The sequence below is a fragment of the Streptomyces sp. NPDC002138 genome (genome assembly GCF_040296485.1).
GTDB lineage: Bacteria > Actinomycetota > Actinomycetes > Streptomycetales > Streptomycetaceae > Streptomyces.
The window spans coordinates 1-21,247 of sequence record NZ_JBEOXE010000101.1; the positions used below are offsets into that span (position 1 = coordinate 1).

At 77.5% G+C, this 21,247-nt stretch carries 10 protein-coding genes; 2 read left to right on the forward strand and 8 right to left on the reverse strand.

The window, feature by feature from the left end; translation table 11 throughout:
* The 8 genes from ABT084_RS35560 to ABT084_RS35595 all read right to left on the reverse strand — a co-directional run.
* Window positions 1-1,075: alkaline phosphatase family protein (locus ABT084_RS35560; RefSeq protein WP_351053290.1), on the reverse strand; the 1,075-nt coding region annotated here is incomplete at its 3' end.
* A gap of 16 nt (window positions 1,076-1,091) precedes the next feature.
* Window positions 1,092-2,042: a galactokinase gene (locus ABT084_RS35565; RefSeq protein WP_351053293.1), complete on the reverse strand. Its 951-nt coding sequence runs from the start codon at window positions 2,040-2,042 to the stop codon at window positions 1,092-1,094.
* Window positions 2,039-3,964: a class I SAM-dependent methyltransferase gene (locus tag ABT084_RS35570; protein ID WP_351053295.1), complete on the reverse strand. Its 1,926-nt coding sequence runs from the start codon at window positions 3,962-3,964 to the stop codon at window positions 2,039-2,041. Before ABT084_RS35570 ends, ABT084_RS35565 begins: the two co-directional genes overlap by 4 nt.
* On the reverse strand, window positions 3,961-5,187 hold the full coding sequence (locus ABT084_RS35575) for a glycosyltransferase (RefSeq protein WP_351053298.1): 1,227 nt from the start codon (window positions 5,185-5,187) through the stop codon (window positions 3,961-3,963). The genes ABT084_RS35570 and ABT084_RS35575 overlap by 4 nt, the downstream gene beginning before the upstream one ends.
* Window positions 5,184-6,005, reverse strand: coding sequence for an alpha/beta fold hydrolase (locus ABT084_RS35580; protein WP_351053301.1), 822 nt, complete (start codon window positions 6,003-6,005; stop codon window positions 5,184-5,186). Before ABT084_RS35580 ends, ABT084_RS35575 begins: the two co-directional genes overlap by 4 nt.
* Window positions 6,006-6,012: 7 nt before the next feature.
* Window positions 6,013-6,411, reverse strand: coding sequence for an acyl carrier protein (locus ABT084_RS35585; RefSeq protein ID WP_351053304.1), 399 nt, complete (start codon window positions 6,409-6,411; stop codon window positions 6,013-6,015).
* Complete coding sequence (locus tag ABT084_RS35590) at window positions 6,401-11,530, reverse strand: type I polyketide synthase (RefSeq protein WP_351053307.1); 5,130 nt, start codon at window positions 11,528-11,530, stop codon at window positions 6,401-6,403. Before ABT084_RS35590 ends, ABT084_RS35585 begins: the two co-directional genes overlap by 11 nt.
* Window positions 11,523-18,533, reverse strand: coding sequence for an SDR family NAD(P)-dependent oxidoreductase (locus ABT084_RS35595; RefSeq protein ID WP_351053310.1), 7,011 nt, complete (start codon window positions 18,531-18,533; stop codon window positions 11,523-11,525). The genes ABT084_RS35590 and ABT084_RS35595 overlap by 8 nt, the downstream gene beginning before the upstream one ends.
* A 598-nt stretch (window positions 18,534-19,131) precedes the next feature.
* Between ABT084_RS35595 and ABT084_RS35600 the strand changes: the two genes are divergently transcribed.
* Together ABT084_RS35600 and ABT084_RS35605 are read left to right on the forward strand one after the other, a co-directional pair.
* Window positions 19,132-20,025 (forward strand): LysR family transcriptional regulator, encoded by an 894-nt coding sequence (locus ABT084_RS35600; protein ID WP_351053313.1) that lies wholly within the window; start codon window positions 19,132-19,134, stop codon window positions 20,023-20,025.
* Between the two features lie 168 nt (window positions 20,026-20,193).
* Window positions 20,194-21,247: hypothetical protein (locus ABT084_RS35605; RefSeq protein ID WP_351053316.1), on the forward strand; the 1,054-nt coding region annotated here is incomplete at its 3' end.

A 21,247-nucleotide genomic window follows, 5' to 3' on the forward strand; every position in this document is an offset into this window, starting at 1 on the left:
TCTGGTTGAACGTGCAGCTCCGGGGGCCGGGGTCGGTGACCTTCAGGTCACCCGCGGTCGGCGTGGTAGTCGGGGTGGGGGTCGGAGTCGGCGTGGGGGTGGGAGTGGGAGTGGGTGTCGGTGTCGGCGTCGGTGTCGGTGTCGGGTCGCCGCCCGGGGCGAAGACCTCGCTGATCGGCTGGACGTTCGCCGCGTTCCCCGCGTGCGTCGCGGCACCGGCCAAGTCCTCGAGCGTGCGCAGCAGATGGTGGTGGCTGTACGCGGTGGCGTACCGGCCCGTCTTCACCTGCGCGCCGTAGAACACGGTCGCGATCTGGTTCGAGCCGAGGTAGTTGTCCTCGTCCCAGGTCAGCACCAGCAGACTGTTGTGGTCCTTGGCCCACTGCGCGTACCCGTCGAGGGCGTTCTTCGTCCACGTGTCACCGGCGCCGACCGCGCAGTCGTGCATGTCGTTGCACAGGTTCGGCACGACGAAGGACATCTGCGGCAACGCGGCGTAGTTCCCCTGCGGGAACTGCGCCCAGGTCTTCCCGGTGGTGAGCGGGACGTTCTTGAACGCGAACCACGGGTTGTGCTTCTGCGCGTACTTACCGCTCGAACACGCGGTGGATCCCTCGCTCGGCAGGTCCTCGTTGTAGGTCGCGAAGGTCTTCCCCGCCGCGATCACCTCCTGGCCGAGATTGGCCGCGGTCATCGACTGCGCCGTGTAGCAGCCGTCCCCGGTGATGCCCTGGGTGGCACCGGAGAAGAGGTTGAAGTAGTTCGGCTGGCTGGGGTGGGTCAGCGCCTTCATGCCGGTCAGGCTCGCGCCGCCGTTCGCCAGCTGGTTGATCCAGGGCGCGCCGGAATTACCGATCACCTCGCCGTACTGCTTGTTCTCGAAGACGACGACCACGACGTGGTCGTAGGAAGGCAGCGCCGCGGCGGCCGAAGTGCTCTCCGCCGCCTGTGAGCCGGCCATGGTGAACGCGCCGAGCAGACCGAGGGCGCCGAGCGCCGCCCCGAGCGCGGACCAGCGGGCCCGCGAGGGCCTCGCTCCGGGTCCTGGTGGGGTGGCCGGTGAGCGTCTGGGCATGGGGGGTGTCTCCTTCTCATTCCTCACGCCGGGCCGCACCGGCCACGGCGATGTTCAGGAAGCGCGGTACGGGCCTGTCCAGCGCGCGGAACTCCGCCGCGACGGCCGCCCGTACGCGTGCCACCCGGTCCTCGGGCAGCCGCAGCAGGACCGCCCGCCCGGGCCGCGCCCCCGGATGCCACACGTCGAGGGCCCCGGCCCGCCGCGCGCCCGCGACGGCCCGCTCCCGGTCCGCGGCCCGGTCGGCGGGCGCCCCGCGTACGGCGACCAGCACCAGCCGGGTCCCGGACGCGGGCGGATCGAAGCCGACGTGACGCGGCGGCGCCCCCGGGTCCGCCCCGGTGGGGGCGCCGGTGGCCAGCGCGTGGCCGGGCCGGGCGAAGAGCACGGCCCGGCGCAGCGCGTCGTCGCCGTCGGGCAGCGCCCGCGCGAGCAGCCGGGCCAGGTCCGCCCGGGGCGGCTGCGCCCCGGGCCCGGCGTCCGGTGGGTCCGCGGGGCCCGTGCGCGGGTGTACGTCGGCCACGGCGAGCGCGACCGCGCAGTCCGCCGGTTCCGCGAGGGCCAGCCCGGCGGCTTCGGTGAGCGAGCCCTGTACGTGCAGGTCGGTCCCGCCTCGGCCGTACCCCGCCCGGGCCAGGGCCCGCAGCAGGGCGTAGGGCCGGGCGGCCCAGGCGGGGGCGGTGGCCGGCGGCCCCGCCAGCGCGAGCGGCAGGTCACAGCTGTGGGCGGGATGGCTCAGGGAGCTGAGTCGTACGACGCCGTCCTCGCGGGGCGCCGCCGCGGCGGCCACCGGCCACCCGGCCGCGCCGACCAGCCCGGACGCGCCGAGGCGGAAGGCGTGCGGGGCGCTCCACACGGCGGTGGGCGGCCTCCCGTGGGCGGCCTCCAGCGCGTAGGCGACCAGGCGGAACAGCGGGTCGGCGGTCGCGCTCCGGGCGAGGCCGGGCCCGGCCCCCGCGCCGGTCATCGGGCGGCCCCCGGCGCCGCGACCGCCTCGCCCGGGTCCTTGCGGGCCAGCATCCGGTAGGCGTTGCCCCCGTCGGCGCGGTGGGCGGCGGCGGTCCGGAGCGCGTCGAGCACCGCCGCGCCGGCGAAGCAGGGCAGCGCCGCCGCCCGTACCGCGCGGCGCGCCGTGCGCCGCCACCGCGCCACGGGGGGCGACCAGGGGCTGTCGGGGTCCGGAGCGAGCCGGGTCACGGTGAGCGCCGCCGCGCCGAGGAAGTCGTTGCCCTGGTGCGCCGGTCCGTGTTCCTCGGCCAGCACCGTGAAGCCCCGCGCGGCCAGCGCCTCGCGCAGGTTCGCCGCCGGGATCAGGTGCTGGTGCTGCGGCTGGAACCAGGGCAGCCAGGACGGGCCCAGCAGCCGCGCCATCCGGGACTCGGGGTCCGGCAGCTCGATGGCCAGGTGGCCGCCGGGGACGAGGACGGTGGCGGCCGCGTCCAGCTCGGCGAAAGGATCCCGGGTGTGCTCCAGGTAGTGGTACATGCTCACCACCTCGTACTGGCCCGCCAGCTTCGCCGCGAACTCCGGGAACTGGCCCTGGAATCCGGTCTCCACCCAGCCGCGCCGCTCCGCCTCGCGGACCCCGTCGCCCATGTCCAGGCCGTCGAACCGGGTCCCCGGCCACACGGCCCGCGCCGCGTTGCAGAAGTGGCCGTGCCCGGTGCCGACGTCGAGCCAGGAGACCGGCCCCGCGGCTACGGCGTCCCCGGCGGCCGGGGGCAGGTGCGGCCGCAGCATGGCGGCGCGGTCGCGGTACGTCGCTCCCATGCTGCTGAAGACCGAGCCCGCGCCCTCGCCGCCCTGGCCGTCGTAGAAGTCCCGGTAGTAGAACTCCAGCCCCTCCAGGGTCAGTCGGGGGTTCTGGAAGACGTGCCCGCAGTCCCCGCACTGGTCGAGGGTGAACCGGCCCGGCTTCCCCTGGAGCAGGTCGGGCACCGTGACCCGCACGCCGAGCGCCCCGGAGCCGCACCAGGGGCAGTCGGGGCGGCGCGCCTCCAGGAACCGGTCGGTCCCGGCGGCCAGTTCGTCCCGGTAGCGGTCCCGGCGCTCCCGCTCCCCAGCCGGGTCCCTGGGGTCGGGGGCGCCCGGCGCGGTGGCGGTACGGAGAGCGGCGCCGAGGGAGCGCAGCGGCCGGGCGGCCGTGTCCCGGACCAGCGACGCGGGCCGCAGCGGCGCGTCCGGGCCACCGAGGACGGCGTACGGCTGGAGCCAGTACAGCCCCGCCGCCACCCGGCCCCACGCGCCCTGGCGCAGCGCCACCCCGGCCAGCAGGGCGAGCCCGGCGACCTGCGCGGCGGCCAGCGGCCCCGGGGGCAGCCCGTGGGCGCGCAGCTCGGCGGCGCCCGCCCGGCGCGGCCCCGGGCCGCAGGACAGGCCCGGCGCGACGGCGGTTCCGGTGGAGTCAGCGGCGTACTCCTTGAGCAGGCGCACCAGCGCGACCAGCCGCGCCGGATCCGCGCCGGCCTCCTCGTCGGGGTCGATGCCGGCCCGGGCGAGGACGTCCTCGGCGACCAGGACGGCGTACCCGGCCCCGCGCCCCTGCGCGAGCCGGTCGCCGCGGTCCCCGGCCGGGTCGAGCAGGCGCAGCAGGCCGAGCGCGGACTCGGCGCCGAGATCCACCGGGAGCAGGTCCAGCACCCGCAGCATCTCCCGCTCGGCGTGGGCGCAGGCGCTGAGGAAGGTGGCGTCGCCGGGATCGACCCCGCGCGCCGTGAGCAGCCGCCACCCGGCGGCCCGGGGCACCCCGGCCGCGACCGGGACGGGCAGGACGGGAATCGCCGCCAGCCGGCGGCGGGCGTGTACGGTCCCCGCGCCGAGCGCGGCGATCAGCAGGGCGGAGGTCCACGGAATCCGCACCAAGCGGCGGGGGAGGGCGGGCGGCTTCACAGGATCTTCTCCAACCGGTCGGCCGCGGCGGGGGCTCCACCGGCCGCGGCGAAGGATGCCTGGATCCGGCGGGCGGCCCGGCGGGGGCCGGGCTCGTCCAGCACGGCGGTCAGCGCGTCGCGCACTTCCTCGGCCCGGGCGCGGCCGAACCGCACCCGCACCCCGGCGCCCGCGCCGGTCACCTGCCCGGCCACGATCGGCTGGTCGTCCCGGATGGGCGCGACGACCAGCGGCAGTCCGTGCGCGAGGGCCTCGCAGACGGTGTTGTGCCCCGCGTGGCAGACCACCGCGTCCAGATGCGGCAGCAACTCCAGCTGGGGCACGCTCTCCTGGAGCAGTACGGTGTCGGGGACCAGGACCGGGGCCGTGCCCCGCCCGGATCCACCCTCCGGGAGCCGCCCCACCAGGTCGGCGGGCGCGGCCAGGATCAGCTGGACGGATTCGCCCAGCCGGTCGGCCGCGTCGAGCACGGCGGCGTAGAACCGGGCGCCCGCGGAGCCGTTGAGCGTGCCCAGGGACACCAGCACGCGCCGCCGGTCGGGATCGAGCCGCCGCCAGGGGAAACCGGGCGCGGGCGGCCGCGCTCCGAAAGCAGGCCCGACGAACGCGTAGTGCCCGGGGAACTCGCGCTCCGCGCCGATGAGTTCGGGGGTGGAGAAGACCAGCACCAGCCGGTCAGAGAAGCGCGGGTCCCAGCTCGCGTCCCCGTCCGCGCCCACCTCGGCCAGCAGGCCCGCGATCTGCTCCGCCACCCACGCGCCGACCCGGGGGAACCCCTCGAAGGGGCGGGCGAATTCGGCCGACGTACTGGCCGAGGTGACCCAGGGGATGCCGAGGCGGCGCGCCACCACCGGCCCGGCCAGGGCCTGTTGGTCCGCGACGAGCACATCCGGGCGGAAGGTCCGGACCGCCTCCGTCACCCCCGGCACCATCGCGCGGGCCAGCGGCACCAGGGCCTCCTCCCAGAGGAAGCGCAGTGCGCCGACCCCGCGCAGGTCACGCCAGCGCTCGTGCAGCTCGGCATAACCGACCCCGCTCTCCGGTCCGCCCCCGGGTGCGTCCCCGGCGGGCAGCACGCGGGCGGGTGCGGGCAGCAGCCGGGCCAGCGCCGCGGCCGGGCCCGTCCAGGCGACCTCGTGCCCCCGGGCCGCCAGCTCCGCGCCGACGGCGGCCGTCGGATTGACGTGCCCCGCCAGCGGCGGCACCGTGAACAGCACCCTCATCGGACCAGCGCTCCCGCCTGGCGGGCCGCGACCTCGTCGAGGTGGGCCAGTACGGACGTGCGGAGGGCCCCGCTGCTCTCCTTGAGGACGTCGTGCCCGAGGCCGGGCAGGATCTCGACGGAGCAGGGGCCCTGCGCATAGCGCGCCAGCTCCGCCACACCCGGCACCAATTCGGAGTGTTCGCCGCAGACCGCGAGCACCGGACAGCGCAGCCGTGCGTAGTCGGCGGGCGTGAACACCCGGCCCGCGGCGATGTCGTCGATCAGGCTGGTCCGGTTGAGGAGTTCATCGGCGATCGTCGTGAGGGCGGCGGCCTTGCGCAGCCGCAGCGCCCGCAGTTCGGCGGGCACCTCGCTGTCCTCCAGACTCAGCGCGGCGGCCGACAGCGTGTCCACCATGTTCTCCACCCAGGCACCGCTCAGCGGCGGTTCGAGCAGGGTGAGCCCCACGACGAGATCGGGCCGGGCCAGCGCGGCGTGCACGGCGAGCGTCCCGCCGTAACTGTTGCCGACCAGGTGCACGGGCCGGTGCGCCAGGCCGAGGGCGCCGAGCAGGGCGACCAGGTCGCGTACGGCCGTACCGCTGTCGTACCCCTCGGCCGGCCGCTCGGTGCGGCCGTGGCCGCGCAGGTCGTAGAGGACCACCTCGTGGCCGGAGCGGGCGACGGGCACGGCGAGCGGGCAGTAGAAGGAGGACAGGTTGTCGACGACCAGCCCGTGCAGGAAGACGACGACGGGCCGGGCGCGGTCGTCGGCGCCTTGCGGGGCGGGCAGCCGCTGGACGTGGAAGCGGAGGGAGCCGGCGAGGACGTGGGCCATGGCGGGCTCAGCCGGCCGTGACGGTGCGCGGGGCGGACGGGGCGGACGGGGCGGTATCGGCGGGGGAGCGGTGCGTGACCCGGCCGATGTGGGTGACGAGATCGCCGAGCGACATGGCCAGGATCGCCTCCATGTCCTTCTCGGCGAGGAAACCCATGAGGTCGACCTCCGTGCCGTAGCGGTCGTGGAGCTGCTCGGCGAGGGCGACGAACTCGATGCTCTCCAGGGCCAGATCGTCGTTGAGCGTGGTGGCCATCGTGACCTCTTCCGCGAGCAGGAACTCATCGCCGACGATCTCCACGAGCATGCCGGTGATCTCGGCGAGGATGCGGGCGTGAGCGGGGGAGCCGGGCGCCGCGGGGGTAGGCCCGGCGGGGGCGGGCGCGGCGGGGGTGTCAGATGCCATGGCTGAACTCCGTGGGGTGGGAGGGGAGGAGGGAGGAGCCGGTCGGGGGCGCGGTCCAGGCCACGACGTGGTCCAGGGGCGGACCGCTCGCGGCGGGCAGCACGGTGGTCCGTACGAGGCGGGCGTGCCCGTCCGGGGCGAGCACCCGCAGCCCGGCGGGTTCCAGCGCGGTCACCCGCCACTCGCGCGGGCGCCCGCCGAGCCCGGTGCCCGCCGCCTTGGCCGCGGCCTCCTTCGCGCACCACAGCGCGGTGAGCGCGGCCGCCTCGCCCGCGCCGTCGCGCTCCGCCAGCCTTCGTGCGAGCCGCGCCTCGGCCGGTCCGCACGCGATGCGGAGCAGGGCCGCCGGGTCGGCGGTCACCGTCTCGACGTCGATGCCGACGGGTCCGGTGGGGTGCGCGAGGGCGACGGCGAGCCGGTCCTTGTGCGCGAGGGACAGGTGCAGCCCGGCCGCGAGCGGGCCGCCGGGCACCGGTCGCCCGTGCGCGTCGTTGCCCACGGGCACCTCGACCGGGAACACGGGACCCGCCCCGCCGTCCCACAGCAGCTGCCGCAGCGCGTCCTTGGCCGCGATCCGACCCAGCAGCCAGGGCGCGCGGGCGCGCGGGGCGAGCCGCTCGTACACCGCGCGCTCGGCGGCGCCGAGGTAGCGGCGCATCACCAGCTCCTGCGAGGCGGGGTCGGTCCAGCGGCGCCGGGCCGCGCACCAGCCGCCGGGCTGCGGTTCACCGATCCCGCAGACCTCCGGGGTGAACTTCATCGGCCACACCCGCTCGTCGGCGGCGAACCGGCGGTACGTCCACCCCTCGATCCGGGCCCAGAGCGCGCCCCCGGCTCCGCCGCCGGGAGGGGTGCGGCGCAGCTCGACATCGCCGAGCACGGTCAGATCGCGGACCTCGCGGACGCGGGCCACCGCCTGGACGAGCGCGCCGGGGGCGGGGGCGGGACCGTGGAAGCGGATCCGCTCGATGGTGGCCGGGAAGACCAACCGGTCTACGGGGAGGCTCAGTTGCATCCAGTGCCCGAAGAGCTGCCCGGCCGCGTCGAGCAGCGCCCCGGGGGCGGGGAGCGCCCGCAGCACCCCGCGGATGCCGTCGGAGCCGACCCCCTGGACCTCGTGCACCCCGGCGAAACCCGGCCCGTGGAACATCCACCGGTCGCGGTAGAGCGCCTCGGCGCTCACGGGGGCGGGCCGCTCACCGGTGAGCGGGCGCGGCCCGGGGCCGCCGGGCCGGGCGGCGGGCGGGCCGTCGTAGCGCGGGCCGAGGAGGACGGTCAGGGTGGCGCAGTCGCCGAGCGCGACGCGGACCCGGCCGGGCCCGTCGGACCGTACGCCCACCTCGATCCGGACGGCGGGCTCGACGGCCAGCCAGCGCATGGCCCGTACGTCCTCGTAGCCGAGCACGACGGAACCGGCGGGCGCGGCGCGCAGGGCGGCGTCGGCGGCGAGTTCCAGCATGGTGGTCATGGGCACGACGGGGAAGCGGTCGGAGTCCTCGGGCCAGTCGGCGGGCTGCTCGTAGACGCAGTGGTCCCGGACGTACGGCAGCGCCGCCAGGGAGAGCGTGAGAGGGCGGCTGTCCCTGGCCGGGACGGCGAGGGGCCCTGGTCGCGTCCAGGCCTCGGTGACGGACCGGGCCGCGTCGCGGGCCTCGTCGAGGACGGCGTCCAGCGCGGACAGCAGCGGCGGCGCGGGGCGCGGTACGCCCGTCTGCGCATCCGGGCCGCCGGGGTGGCCCCCGGCCCCGGCCCCGCCGGTCACCGGGCCCAGAAGCCCGCGGGCCCCCGCCCCGAGCCGGACCAACGGCGACCCGAGGTCCAACGGCACCGCGGCCCGCCGACCGGCCATCCGCCCGGGGGGCGTTGGCGGGGTGTGCGGCGGCACGACGGCGGGCGGTGCGCCGGTCGGCGCGGTGGGCGTTGGCGAGGCGCCCGCCGGCGCGCCGGGGGTTGGCCGGGTGTGCGGCGGCACGGCGGACGGCGACACGCCGGGCGTTCGCGAGGCGCCGGTTGGCGGGACGGCCGCTGGCACGGCGCCGACTGGCGCGGTGCCCGCTGGCGGGGCGCTCGCGGGAGCGGCGTGCGGCGTCGCATTGGGCGTGCGCGAGGCGCCGGTTGGCGCGGTGGCCGGTAGCGAGGCGCCGACTGGCGCGGTGGCCGGTTCGGGGGCGGCCTCGCGGACGGCCCGCGGGGCCGTCCCCGTGACCGTCCGGGGGTCGGTGGCGCCGGTGACCGCCCCGCCCGTGACTACCCCGGCGCTGGGGGCCCGTGTGGCGGCGGCCCCCGTGACGGCCCGGGTGTCGGCGGCCCCGGTCACCCCGGCCCCCGTGACCGTCCCCGTCATCCCCGTCGGCACCGGATTCGTCAGGCGGGTCCAGCGCGGGGTGAGGCCCTCCGTCCAGAGTGCGGCCGCCGTGCGGCGTAGGGCGGCCGTTCCCGTCAGGCGCGGGGTGGAGGTGGCGACCGCCAGGTGCGGGCGGTCGCGCAGGGTGTCCTCGACGAAACCCGGAAGGCTGCCCGGGCCCATGGCCACGAAGGCCCGTACGCCCGCCTCCTCGTACAGCCGCAGGGTCAGCGAGCGGAAGTCGACCGGCTCCAGCAGGTGGCGCACCACCAGCTCGCGGACCTCGTCCGGCGCCTCCGGGAAGGGGGAGGCGGTGGTCGCGGACCACACCGGCAGGGCCGGCGGCCGCAGCGGAAGCCGGTCGAAGGCGGCGCGCACCTGCCCCAGGTACGGTTCCCACATCGGGGTGTGGAACCCGGACCGGAACGGCAGCTCCTGCCCAAGGACGCCCTCCCGCGACAGCCGTTCCAGTACGTCGGCCACCTGCGCCGGGTCCCCGCAAATCACGGACTGGTGCGGGCAGTTGTCATGGCTGACCACCACCCGGTCCAGCCCGTGCAGCGCCGCCCCGGCCCGCCGCGCCCCGCAGCCGAGCGCGGCGTACACGAGGTCCGGGACGGTGAGGGAGCCGGGGCGCAGCGAGCCGAGGAAGGTGTCCACGGCCCGCCGCGGGTACATCCCGGCGGCCACCATCGCGGCCCACTCGCCGAGGCTGTGCCCCGCGAGGACATCCGCCTCGATGCCGAGCTCCGGCAGCACGCGGGCGAAGAAGCGCCCGGTGGCGATGGCGTCGAGGGCCCGCCCGATCAGCTCGTCCCCCCGGCCGAGCCGCGGCCGCTCCAGCGCGAACAGGTCCGCCACGTCGTCGAGGACGGGAGTGAACTCCGGTTCCAGGCCCGGGAAGAGGAAGGCGACCCGGCCGCGGTCGGCCCCGCCGGACCCTCCGGCGAGCAGGGGCTCCGGCGTGAACCACACGTCCCCCCGGCCGCGCCAGGCCCGCCCCCGCGCCAGCACCTTCGCGGCCAGCGCGAGCCGCTGCGGGGTCGGCCCGAGCACGGCGAGCCGGCAGGGTCCTCCCTCGTCGCCGCCCCCGGCTCCGCCGCCGACGTCGTCGCCCCCGGTCCCCGACCGGGCCGCCGCGGCCAGGAGTCCGGCCAGCCGCCCCGCGGTCGGCGCCGCCAGCAGGAGTACGCCGTCCCGCGCGCCCGGACCACCGGCGGGCACGGCGGACCGCACCGGCCCCGACCGCTCCGGCCCCGACCGCTCCGGCCCCGGCCGCTCCGGCCCCGTACCCAGCGGCAGGAACCGCCGTACCGGAGCCGCGGGCCGGGCGGCGCCCGCGCCCGGCGCCTCCTCCAGGACCACGTGCGCGTTGATCCCGCCGAAGCCGAAGGCGTTCACCCCCGCCCGCCGGGGCGCCGCGCCGCGCTCCCACGGCTCGGCCACCGTCACCGGCCGCATCCGGGTCCGGGCGAGGGCCCCGTGCGGCTCCTCCAGGTGCAGGGTGGGCGGCAGCACCCCGTCGTGCACGGCCAGCGCCGCCTTGATCAGGCCTGCCATGCCCGAGGCCTGCATGGTGTGCCCGAGCATCGACTTCACCGAGCCGAGCCCCACGGCTCGCTGCCCGGCCACCGGGGGCCCGAACACCTGCGCGAGAGTGTCCAGTTCGGCCGCGTCCCCGACCGGGGTGCCGGTGCCGTGCGCCTCCAGCAGGCCCAGCGCGTCGGCGGCCCGCGGGTCCAGGCCCGCCTCCCGCCAGGCCCGCTCCAGTGCGCGCACCTGCCCGGCGACCAGGGGGCTCATCAGGCTCGCGGCCCGGCCGTCCCCGGCCACCCCCGTGCCCCGGATCACGGCGTAGATCCGGTCCCCGTCCCGCTCGGCGTCCGCCAGCCGCTTCAGCAGCACCACGCCGGTGCCCTCGGACAGCAGGGTGCCGTCCGCCCGGCGGTCGAAGGGCCGGATCCGCTCGCTCGGGCTCAGCGCGCGCAGCTGGGTGAACACGCTCCACAGCGTGGCGATGTGGCAGTGGTGGGCCGCGCCCGCGACCACGACGTCACAGCGCCCGCTCGCCAGCAGCCCCACCGCCTGGTCCACGGCCAGCAGCGAGGAGGCGCAGGCCGCGTCCAGCGTGTAGGCGGGGCCCCGGAAGTCCAGCCGGTTCGCGGTGCGGGCCGCGGTGAAGCTGGGGACCAGGCCGATGGAGGCGTCCGGCCGCTCGGGACCCAGGGCCTCCTGGAAGGCGGCCCGCACCTCGGCGATCCGCCGCTCCCCGAGCTCGGGCGCCAGCTCGCGCAGCGTCTGCGCCACCTGATGCGCCGTACGCACCCGTTGGTCGAGCCGGGCGGTGGCCACCCCCATGAACCCGCCGCGCCCGAGCACCACCCCGATCCGGGACCGGTCGGCGGGCAGCCGGTCCTCGCCGCCCGCGTCCGCGATCGCCTCGGCCGTCGCGTGCAGGGCGAGCAACTGGTCGGGTTCGGCGCCCTCGACGGTGGCGGGCATGATGCCGAACCGGGTCGGGTCGAAGGCCGCCAGCCCGTCCACGAACCCGCCGCGGCGGCAGTAGAACCGGTCGCCGACCGGGGGCCCTTCGGCGCCGGACGGGTCGTAGTACACCTCCGGGTCCCAGCGCTCCGGAGGCACCTCGCGGATGGCGTCCGTACCGGCGACGAGGTTGCGGCGGTACGCCGACAGGTCGGCGGACCCGGGGAAGACGGCGCCCATGCCGACGATCGCGGCGTCCGTCGGGCGCGGTCCGCGGCGCGGCTCAGCCACGGCCGTTCACCTCGCCCGGCTCCGGCTCCGCGTCGGCCATCAGGACCACCTGTACGTCCCCCGCCCCGCCCGCGAGTTCGGCGAGGAAGGCGTCCGTCCCCTCCTCGGGGCCGATCAGCGGGATGCCCCGCCGGGCGTAGTTCCGCTCCAGCTCGGGCGTGACCATCCCGCCCGAAGCGGCGGCCCAGGGGCCCCAGTCGATCGCCAGCACCCGGCCGGGGAAGGTCTCCGTCCAGGCGTGCGCGAAACCGTCCAGGGCGTCGTTGGCGGCGGCGTAGTCGCACTGCCCGCGGTTGCCGAAGGCTCCGGCGACACTGGCGAACAGGGCGAGGAACGAGGGCGCGGGCGTCCGCCCGTGCTCCGCGGCCGCGGCCGCCAGGTGCCGGGCCCCCGTCACCTTGGTGGTGAACACCTCGGTGAAGGACGCCGGTTCCTTGTCGCGGAGCAGCGCGTCGCGCAGCGTCCCGGCGCCGTGGACGATGCCGTCGAGCCGGCCGTGCCGGGCGCGTACGTCCGCCACGACCGCCCGGACCGCGCCCTCGTCGGTGACGTCCACGCGGTGGTAGCGCACCGACGCGGCGACCTCGCCGAGGGAGCGCAGCGTGGAGCGCACCTCGCGCTCCGCGAGGACGCGGGAGGCGGCGGCCTCGATCTCGGCGGGCCTGCGCAGACCCGCGGCGATCAGGGCGGCGCGCAGCGCGACCCGGTCGTGCGCCTGCGCGAACCCGGGCTCCTCGGCGCCCGGTTCGGCGGTACGTCCGACCAGCTCGACGTGGCAGCCGGTGGCCCGGGCCAGGGCGAGGGCGGCCCGCGAGGTGATTCCCCGGGCGCCACCGGTGAGCAGGACCACGGAGTCCGGACCCAGGGGCACGGGCCCGGCGGGCCCGTCCGCCGGGAGCGCCGCGGGGACCGCCCGCAGGCACACCCGGGCCCCGTCGGCCGCGTACCCCACGGAGACCGGGCCGCCGGGGGAGCACAGTTCGGCCAGCAGCCGGGCCGCGACGCGGTCCGGGCGCTCCTTGGGGTCGACGTCCACCGCGCGCAGCAGCACCCCGGGGTACTCCAGGGCCGCGGCGCGCGCGAAGCCGTGCAGTCCGGCCCCGGCCGTGGGGTCGGCGCTGCCGGTGTCCGCGCCGCCGCCGGCCGCCCGGTGCCCGAACCGGCCCCCGGCCCCGCTGACCAGCAGCAGCCGCCGGACCCCGCCGGTCAGGGCCCGGCGCAGCCCCGGGAAGTTCCCGGGCAGCACCGGCTCGGGCCCCCCGCGCAGCGCGCTCAGGTCCACCAGCCCGTCCAGCCCGTTCACCGTGTCGGGGCCGTCCGCCGCGTCCGGGCGTTCGCCCAGGTCGCGCACCTCGGCGCCGTGCGCCCGCAGCAGTGCGGCCAGCGCGAGCGCCACCCCCTGGCCGTCCCCGACGACCCCGAACCGCTGTCCCTCCAGCTCGTCGGCCGGCTCCGGGATCTCCCCGGCGGCCACCACGGCCGGCGTCATCCGCCGGAGCCGCGCCCGCCCCGGCGCCGGGTCCCCGGCCGGTCGGGGCGCGATGGTCTCGCGCGCGGCCCGGCCCGGGGCGGGGCCCGTGCCGGGACCCGCGTCCGGGTGTCGCGTCCCCTCGCCGGCCGGGCCCGTGGTGGCTCCGACCTCGGGGCCCTCGCCCGGGCCCTCGCCCTCACCCGGACCCGCGCCCCCGGGCTCCGCCCCGCTGCGGCTCGTGATCCATTCCACGATCCCGCGCAGGGTCTTGATCCGGGACAGCTCCTCCACCGCGGACTCCGTCGAACCGTCGGCGGTGCTGGGGAGCCCGATGCGGTCGGCCAGGGCGCCGATGATCTCGACGCGTTTGATGGAGTCCACGGACAGGTCCGCCTCCAGGTCGAGTTCCGGGTCCAGCATGTCCAGCGGGTAGCCGGTCCGCCGGTGCACGATGTCCAGGACCACCTCCATCACCCCGGCGGCCGTCACCACGGCAGGCGCGACGGGCACGACCGGCCCGACCGGCGCGGCCACGGCGGCACCCTCCACCACGTCCTCCGCCAGGGCCCCCGCCACGGCGGTGACCCCCGGCCACGCATCCGCGCCTGCGCCCGCGGGCGCCCCCGCACCGGCCCCCGCCCCCGCCCCCAGGAACCCGAGCAGGACGTCCCGCTGGGCCGCGACCAGCTCCCGGGTCCCGCTCAGGTACGCCAGTACCGCCGCCTCCCGGGCATCGGAGGCCGGGGCCGCGAGCGCCGCGGGCACCGCCGGAGCTTCGACGGCGCGCACCGCCACCCGCCGGGGCGGCCGCAGCCCACCGGCCACCGGGGCCCCGTCGGCGGTCCGGACCAGGTGGCCGTCCACCAGCCAGCCCGGGCGCCGCGGCGCCCGCTCCGGCAGGACGGAGGTCCGGCCGCGGTACAGCGCCTCCGGCGCCACCGGCACGCCCGCCGCGACCAGCTCCGCCAGCGCGGTGACGAGCCGGACCACGCCGTGCTCGCCGGGTACGTCCAACGGGACCACCGCGCACGGCCGTTCGGGCCCCAGGATCTTCTCCACCAGGGCGCTCAGGACCCGGCCCGGGCCGGCTTCCACGAAGGTGCGCACCCCGGCCGCGTACATCGCCTCGATCTGCTCCACGAACCGCACCGGCTCCGCGACCTGACGGGCCAGCAGTTCCCGCGCGGCCGCGGCCCCGGCCGGATACGGCCGCGCGGTGGTGTTCGACCAGACCGGGACGCGCGGGTCGGTCACCTCCACGGCGGCCAGCTCGTCGGCGAGGCGGTCCGCGGCGCCCGCCACCACCGGGCTGTGGAAGGCGCAGGCCACCGGGAGCGGCTGCGCGGACAGCCCCGCCGCGCGCAGCTCCCGGACGGCCGTCTCCACCGCGGCGGTCGGCCCCGACACCACGCACTGCCGGGGCGCGTTGTGGTTCGCCACCACGCAGCCCGCCCGCTCCGCGACCGCCCGGACCTCCTCCCGCGTCCCCGTCACGGCGGCCATCGCCCCCGGATCCGCCCCGGCCGCGCCGAGGATCGCCAGCGCCCGGCGCGCGCTCAGCCGCAGCAGGGTGTCGGTGTCGTAGGACCCGGCCGCCCACAGGGCCGTCAGCTCGCCGTACGAATGCCCGGCCACGCAGTCGGGCCGCACGCCGGCCTCCGCCAGCAGCAGGTGCGCCGCCGCCCCCGCCAGCCCGAGCGCGGGCTGCGCGATCCGGGTGTCGGTCACCGCGTCCCGCAGGCCCGCGCGGTCCGGTCCGGTGAAGGCGGTCGGCGGGAACATCGCCGAGGTGACCGCCGCGGGCGCGCCGTCCAGCAGCCGCCGCAGTGCCGGGAACGCCACGAAGAGGTCCCCCAGCATCCCCGGCCGCTGGCTGCCCTGGCCGGGGAAGAGGAACGCGACCCGCCCGGGGTCCGCCGCCTCCGGCCGTACGTACACCCCCTCGCCCGAGGTGAAGGTACGGGCCCGCTCCAGCCGGGCCGCCAGCTCGTCCGGGCCGCTCGCCACGACGGCCACCCGCACGGGCCCGGAGCCGCGCGCCGCCTCCGCCGCCAGGTCCCGCAGGGCCCACGGCCGCCCGGCGCCCTCGTTCTCCTCCAGCCGGGCCGCGAGCCGGGCCATGGCCCGCCCGGCCGCCCGCCGGTCCGCACCCCGGAAGCAGAACAGCTCCGCGGGCCACGCCTCCACCGCGTGCCGGGGCTCCTCCGCGCCGCCGTAACCGGCCAGCACCGCGTGGTAGTTGGTGCCGCCGAAGCCGAAGGCGCTGACCCCCGCGACGCGCCGCTCCACCGGCACCGGCCACGGCCGGGCCTCGGTGTCGAAGCGGAAGGGGCCCGCCGCGCCCTGCCAGGCCGGGTTCGGTTCGGTCAGGTGCGCGGTCGGCGGCCGCACACCCGTGTGCACCGCCCACGCGGCCTTGATCAGCCCGGCCAGTCCGGCCGCGCACTTGGTGTGCCCGATCTGCGATTTGACCGAGCCCAGCGTGCAGGCGCCGGGCTCCGCACCCGCGTCGGTGAACACCGCGCTCAGCACGCCCAGTTCCGTGCTGTCGCCCACCACCGTGCCGGTGCCGTGCGCCTCGATGAGGCCCACCTCGGCGGGTGCGATCCCGGCCCGGGCGTACGCCCGCTCCAGGGCCCGGCGCTGGCCCTCCGGCCGGGGCGCGGTCAGGCCGAGGGAGCGGCCGTCGCTGGACGCGCCGACCGACTTGATCACCGCGTACACCCGGTCGCCGTCCCGCTCCGCGTCCGCCAGCCGCTTGAGCACCAGCGCGCCCACGCCCTCGCCGAGCGCGATCCCGTCGGCGCCCGCGTCGAAGGGGCGGCAGCGCCCGCTGGGGGACAGCGCCCGGACGGACGCGAACATCAGATAGTCGTTGATCCCGTTGTGCACGTCCGCGCCGCCGCACAGCACCATGTCGCTGTCGCCGTCGCGCAGTTGGCGGCAGGCGAGATCGAGGGCGGCCAGCGAGGAGGCACAGGCGGCGTCGACCGTGCAGTTCGCGCCGCCGAGGTCGAGCCGGTTGGCGACCCGGCCCGCGATCACATTGGCGAGGATGCCGGGGAAGGAGTCCTCGGTGAGCCGGGGCAACTGCTCGTCCAGCTCGGCCGGCAGCTCCCCCAGGTAGGCGGGGTGCAGGGCGCGCAGCCCGTAGGCCCCCGCCAGCTCCGTACCGGCCTCCGCGCCGAAGACCACCGAGGTGCGCGTCCGGTCGAAGGCGCGCCCCGCGCCGTACCCCGCGTCCGCCAGGGCCCGCGCCGAGATCTCCAGGGCCAGCAGCTGCACCGGCTCGATCCCGGACAGGGAAGCGGGCGCGATGCCGTGCGCGAGCGCGTCGAAGGGCAGCGGCGCGAGGAAGCCGCCCCAGCGGGACGGGGTGCGCTCCCCGGCCCTGGCCGGGTCGGCGTCGTAGTACAGCTGCGGATCCCAGCGCCCGGCCGGAACCTCGGTCACCGCGTCCGTCCCGGCGAGGATCTGCGCCCAGTACGCGGCGAGGTCGGGCGCGCCCGGATAGGCGCAGGCCATCCCGACGATCGCCACGTCCAGCGGGTCGGGCAGGCCTGCCGCCGCGGGGCCCCCGGCCCCGGCCGCCCCGGCGAACTCCCGGGCCCGGGCCTCCAGCAACTGCGACGCCCCGTGGGTCACTTCGTGGTGCAGCGCGGCCACCGTGGTGGTCTCGCCGCGCAGGGTCGCCGCCTGTCCCAGCATGAACAGGCCCTCGGCGCGCTGGCGTTCCTCGCCCACCGGCTCCGGTCCGGCGCCCTCGGCCGCCCGGTGCCCCAGCCCCTTGCTGGCGATCCGCAGCCTCCCGAGGTTGAGCCGCTCCAGCTCCTCCCACACCCGGCGCGGCTCGGTGCCCTCCCGCTCCAGCCGCCGCCGGGTCCGGTCGAACGTGTCGGCGTACGGGGTGGGCGCGCAGCGCGTGGCGTGCCCCGGCCCGGTGTGCAGCAGGACGGTCTCCGCGCACTCCAGCGCGGCCCGCTGGAAGCCGGGCAGGACCGCGCCCGCCGCGACGGCCTCCTCGGTGAACAGATAGGCCGTGCCCATCAGCACCCCGAAGCGGGCGCCGCGCTCGACGAGCGGGGCGGCCGCCGCGGCCGCCATCGCGGCGGACCGCGCGTCGTGGATCCCGCCCGCGAACAACACGTCCAGGGAGGCCGGTTCGCCGTCCGCGAGCAGCAGCTCCAGCTGCTCCTCCCACAGCGGGAACGAGGCGCGCGGACCGACGTGGCCCCCGCATTCCAGCCCCTCGAAGACGAACCGCCGAGCCCCCTCGGCGAGGTAGCGCTCCAGCAGCCCGGGCGACGGCACGTGCAGGTGCGTCACGATCCCGGCCGCCTCCAGCGGCGCCGCCTGGGCCGGACTGCCCCCGGCGACGATCGCGTACGGCGGCCGTACGTCGGCCACCGCGGCCAGCTGCTCCCGGCGCAGCGCGGGCGGCGCGAAGCCGAGCAGCCCGACCCCCCACGGGCGGCCGGCCAGCCGCTCGGCGGTCTCGGCGAGCAGGCGGCGTACGTCCGCGCCCTCCATCACCGCGAGCGCCAGGTACGGCACCCCGCCCCCCGCGGCCACCGCCTCGGCGAACGCGGCCTGATCGCTGACCCGGGTCATCGGCCCCTGGGCGACGGGGAGCGGCCGGCCCTCCCCGCGCGGGCGCAGCGGCGCGCACCGCGCCGCCATCGCGGGCCGGCCCAGCACGGCGGCCCGGACGGCCTGGAGCACCCCGCCCGTGGTGCGGTACCGCGCGGCGAGCGGGGCGGCGAAGGCCCCGTCCTGCCCGGCGGGCAGCAGCTGCCGCGCGAGGCTCCGGGCCCCCGTCAGGGGCGCCACGGGCCCCTCCGGCACCGGCAGCCCGGGCCGCGCGTACACCCGGTACCCGTCGACGAGCCGGGTCTGCGAGCCGTCCATCGCGCGCAGCGCGTCGGCCACTTCGCCGGGCAGCGCGGCCTCGCCCTCGGTGGTCAGGGCGAGTTGTACGTCGAGCAGCACCCCGGCGGCTCCGCCCGCGACGGCCGCGGCGGCGGTGTGGGGCCCGATCCCCCCGCAGGCCAGCACGGGCACCGCGATCCCCGGATCACCGAGCAGCCGCTGGAGCAGCACGAAGGTGGTGGAATCGCCGACCCGGCCGCCCGATTCGTGCCCCCTGGCCACGAGCGCGGCCGCCCCGGCGGCGGCCGCGGCCACGGCCTGCGCCTGGTCGGTGACCTCCACCCAGACGCGCCGTCCCTCCGCCGCCCAGGCCGCGGGGCCGCCCTCCGCGCCCGCCAGCAGGACGGTGTCCACCGCGTCGGGCAGGTCCCCGGGGCCGAGCGGGCAGCTCCGCGGCACCCGGACGCCGTACGGCCCGTCCAGGCGGCGGGCCAGCTCGGCGAAGGCGTGCCGGGCCGCGACCGGGTCCCGGCCGAGATCGAGGAGGCCGAGCGAGCCCGCGCGTTCGGCGGCGGTCACGATCCGCGGGTCGGGTTCCTCGAAGGGGCTGAGCGCGACCACGAGGTCACGGGTGGCGGCGGACGGAGCTGCCTGGGGGGTCACGGGCGTTCCTCTTCCGGTGGGGGACGGTCGGGGGGAGGTCGGTGCTGTGTGACATGTCGCATGGCTGGACAGCTCCGCGCAGCGGGGCGTCCACGGCCGGGGTGCGCGCGGGGCGTGGTGCGGACGGACACGGACACGGGCGCGGGGACGTGCGGCGGAGCACGGAGGCGGCAGGACGCGGCGCGAGCCGTCCCGCCCGCGGCCGGACGGTTCGGCCCGCGCGGTTCCGGGCGACCCGTCGTGGCCGGACGGGCTTGAACGGTGGTCAAGTTCCCTGACGCCGCGATGCATCGTGCGGTGGGCGCCGCGCACTGTCAACCGGCATGCGGAGGACGGCCTTTCACACCCGTCGATTTCCGGACCGGACCGCCGGGGCCGGTCCGGACGCCCGGATCCGACCGCCGTGAGGGTGGTGGCCTGCGCCGTTGTCCGGGACGTGCGACCGGCTCCGGCGCGCGGGCCGGCGGGCCGCCGCCGGGTGGGTCATGCCGCGGCGGTATGCCTTCTCGCCGACCGGGCATGACAGCCGCGCGGAGTCGGGCGGTTGTTCACTCGGCTGCCCCTTACACCCGGGTCATGGCGCGGTTACCGTCCGGTCATGACCCCCACTCTCGCGCAGCTCCGCTACCTGGTCGCCGTCGCGGACTGCCGCTCCATCACCGGCGCGGCCGCCTCGGTGTTCGTCGCCCAGTCCGCGCTGTCGCGGGCCGTGCAGGCCATGGAGCGTGACCTGGGCGTGGAGTTGCTGGCCCGGCGGGGAAGGGGGGTGGACCTCACCCCCGAAGGGGCCCGGGTGGTCCGGCTAGCCCGGACCGTGCTCGACGCCGTCGAGGCGATCGACGACATCGGCACGGCCCATTCCGGCGGCGCCCGGGCCACCCTCACGGTGGTCGCGACCCCCACGCTGGCCCTGGACCTGGCCGCCGACCTGGTACCGGCCTTCACCGAACGGCATCCCGGCATCGACGTGCGGCTCCAGCAGTACGACAGCCGCGAGGTGCTGACCCGCGAGCTGCTGGAAGGCCGGGCCGAGCTGGCCCTGGTCGACCTTCCGGTGGACAAGGAGCTGACGACCCACCACATCCAGGAGCGCGAGGTGGTGCTGATCTCCCCGATGGGCTCCCGGCTGCCCGATCCGGTGCCGTTCCGGACGCTCGACGGGCTGGACATGGTCCTGCCGACCCCGGGGACGGGCCGGCGCACCGAGATGGAGGCCATGTTCAGCTGCCTCGGCGTGCGCCCCGTGCCCTGCCTGGAGGTGGACGAGCGGCTCGCCTGGGTGACCGGCGTGACGGACGGGCGCGGCTCCCTGATCTGGTACCGGGACGTGGTGTCGAGAGCCTTCGGGCACCGGGCCGAGATCCGGTCCTTCACCCCGCCGCTGCTGCGCCCGGTGGGCATCGCGCACGCGCGTCGGCCGCTGAGCCGGGCGGCCCGGGCGTTCATCGCGCAGGCGCGGCACAACGCGCCGGTACGGGAACCGGCGCGCTGACCGGGGCCGCCGTCCGGGCCGTGGGCCGTGGGCCGCGGGGTGCGGGGTGCGGGGGGTGCGGGCCGGGGCGCGGGCCCCCGGGTGCCATGCCCGACCGGCATCGAACCATGCTCACACAGGGGATGGACGCCCCTGGCACGCTGATTGACGGTCCGTCACATTGTGCGCATGCCTCGACTCCTCACCACCCCCCTGGCGGCCGCGCTGGCGACGGCGGCGCTCGCGGTCGTCCTGCCCACGGCCGCCTGGGCGGCCACCGCCACCGCCACTGCCCACCCCACCGCCACCGCCACGGCCACCCCGTCCGGCCGGTCCGGCTCCGCGCTCGCCCCCGAGAAGAAGTGCGTCATGCCCGGCGGGCTGACCGAGCTGAGCGGCCTCGCCGCGAGCCACCAGCACCCCGGCATCCTCTACGCCGTCAACGACAGCGGGAACACCAACCAGGTCTTCGCCGTGGACTGTTCCGGAGCCACCGGGCAGCTCAGGGCCACCTTCACGGTCTCCGGGGTCACCAACACCGACTGGGAGGCCCTGGCCCTCGGCCGGGACGAGGCGGGCGCCCCCGTCCTCCTCGTCGGCGACATCGGGGACAACTTCGGCGGCCGGGCCGAGATCACCGTGCACAGCTTCCCCGAACCCGACCAGCTCGTGAACGCCTCCGTGACGCCGGTCAGCTACCGCTTCGCCTACTCCGACGGCAAACACGACGCGGAGTCCCTGCTCGCCGACCCGGTGACGGGGCAGCTCTCCATCGCCAGCAAACTCATCGGAGCCGCCGGCCGGCTGTATACGGCGCCGCTGCCCCCGCGCACCGGACAGCTCAACACCCTCACCCCCGTCCGCCCCGGCCCGGTGTTCGCCACGGATGGCGCGTTCTCGCCCACCGGTCACTCCTATGTACTGCGCAGCGGCGGCCCCCTGGGCGCGAACACCGCCTCCGTGTACGACGCCTCCTCGGGGGCGAAGCTCGCGGACGTCCCGCTGCCCGCGCAGCCGCAGGGCGAGACCGTCACGTACGCCGACTGCGCCACCCTGCTCGTGGGTTCGGAGAACGACCCCCAGATCTGGCGGGTCCCGCTCCCGCCCGAGGCCACCCCCGGCTGCGGCGCCACGCCCACCCCGACGCCCACCCCGACCCCGACCCCCACCCCGACCCCCACCCCCACCGCGGGTGACCTCAAGATCACCGACCCCGGCTCCCAGAGCTGCACGTTCAACCAGT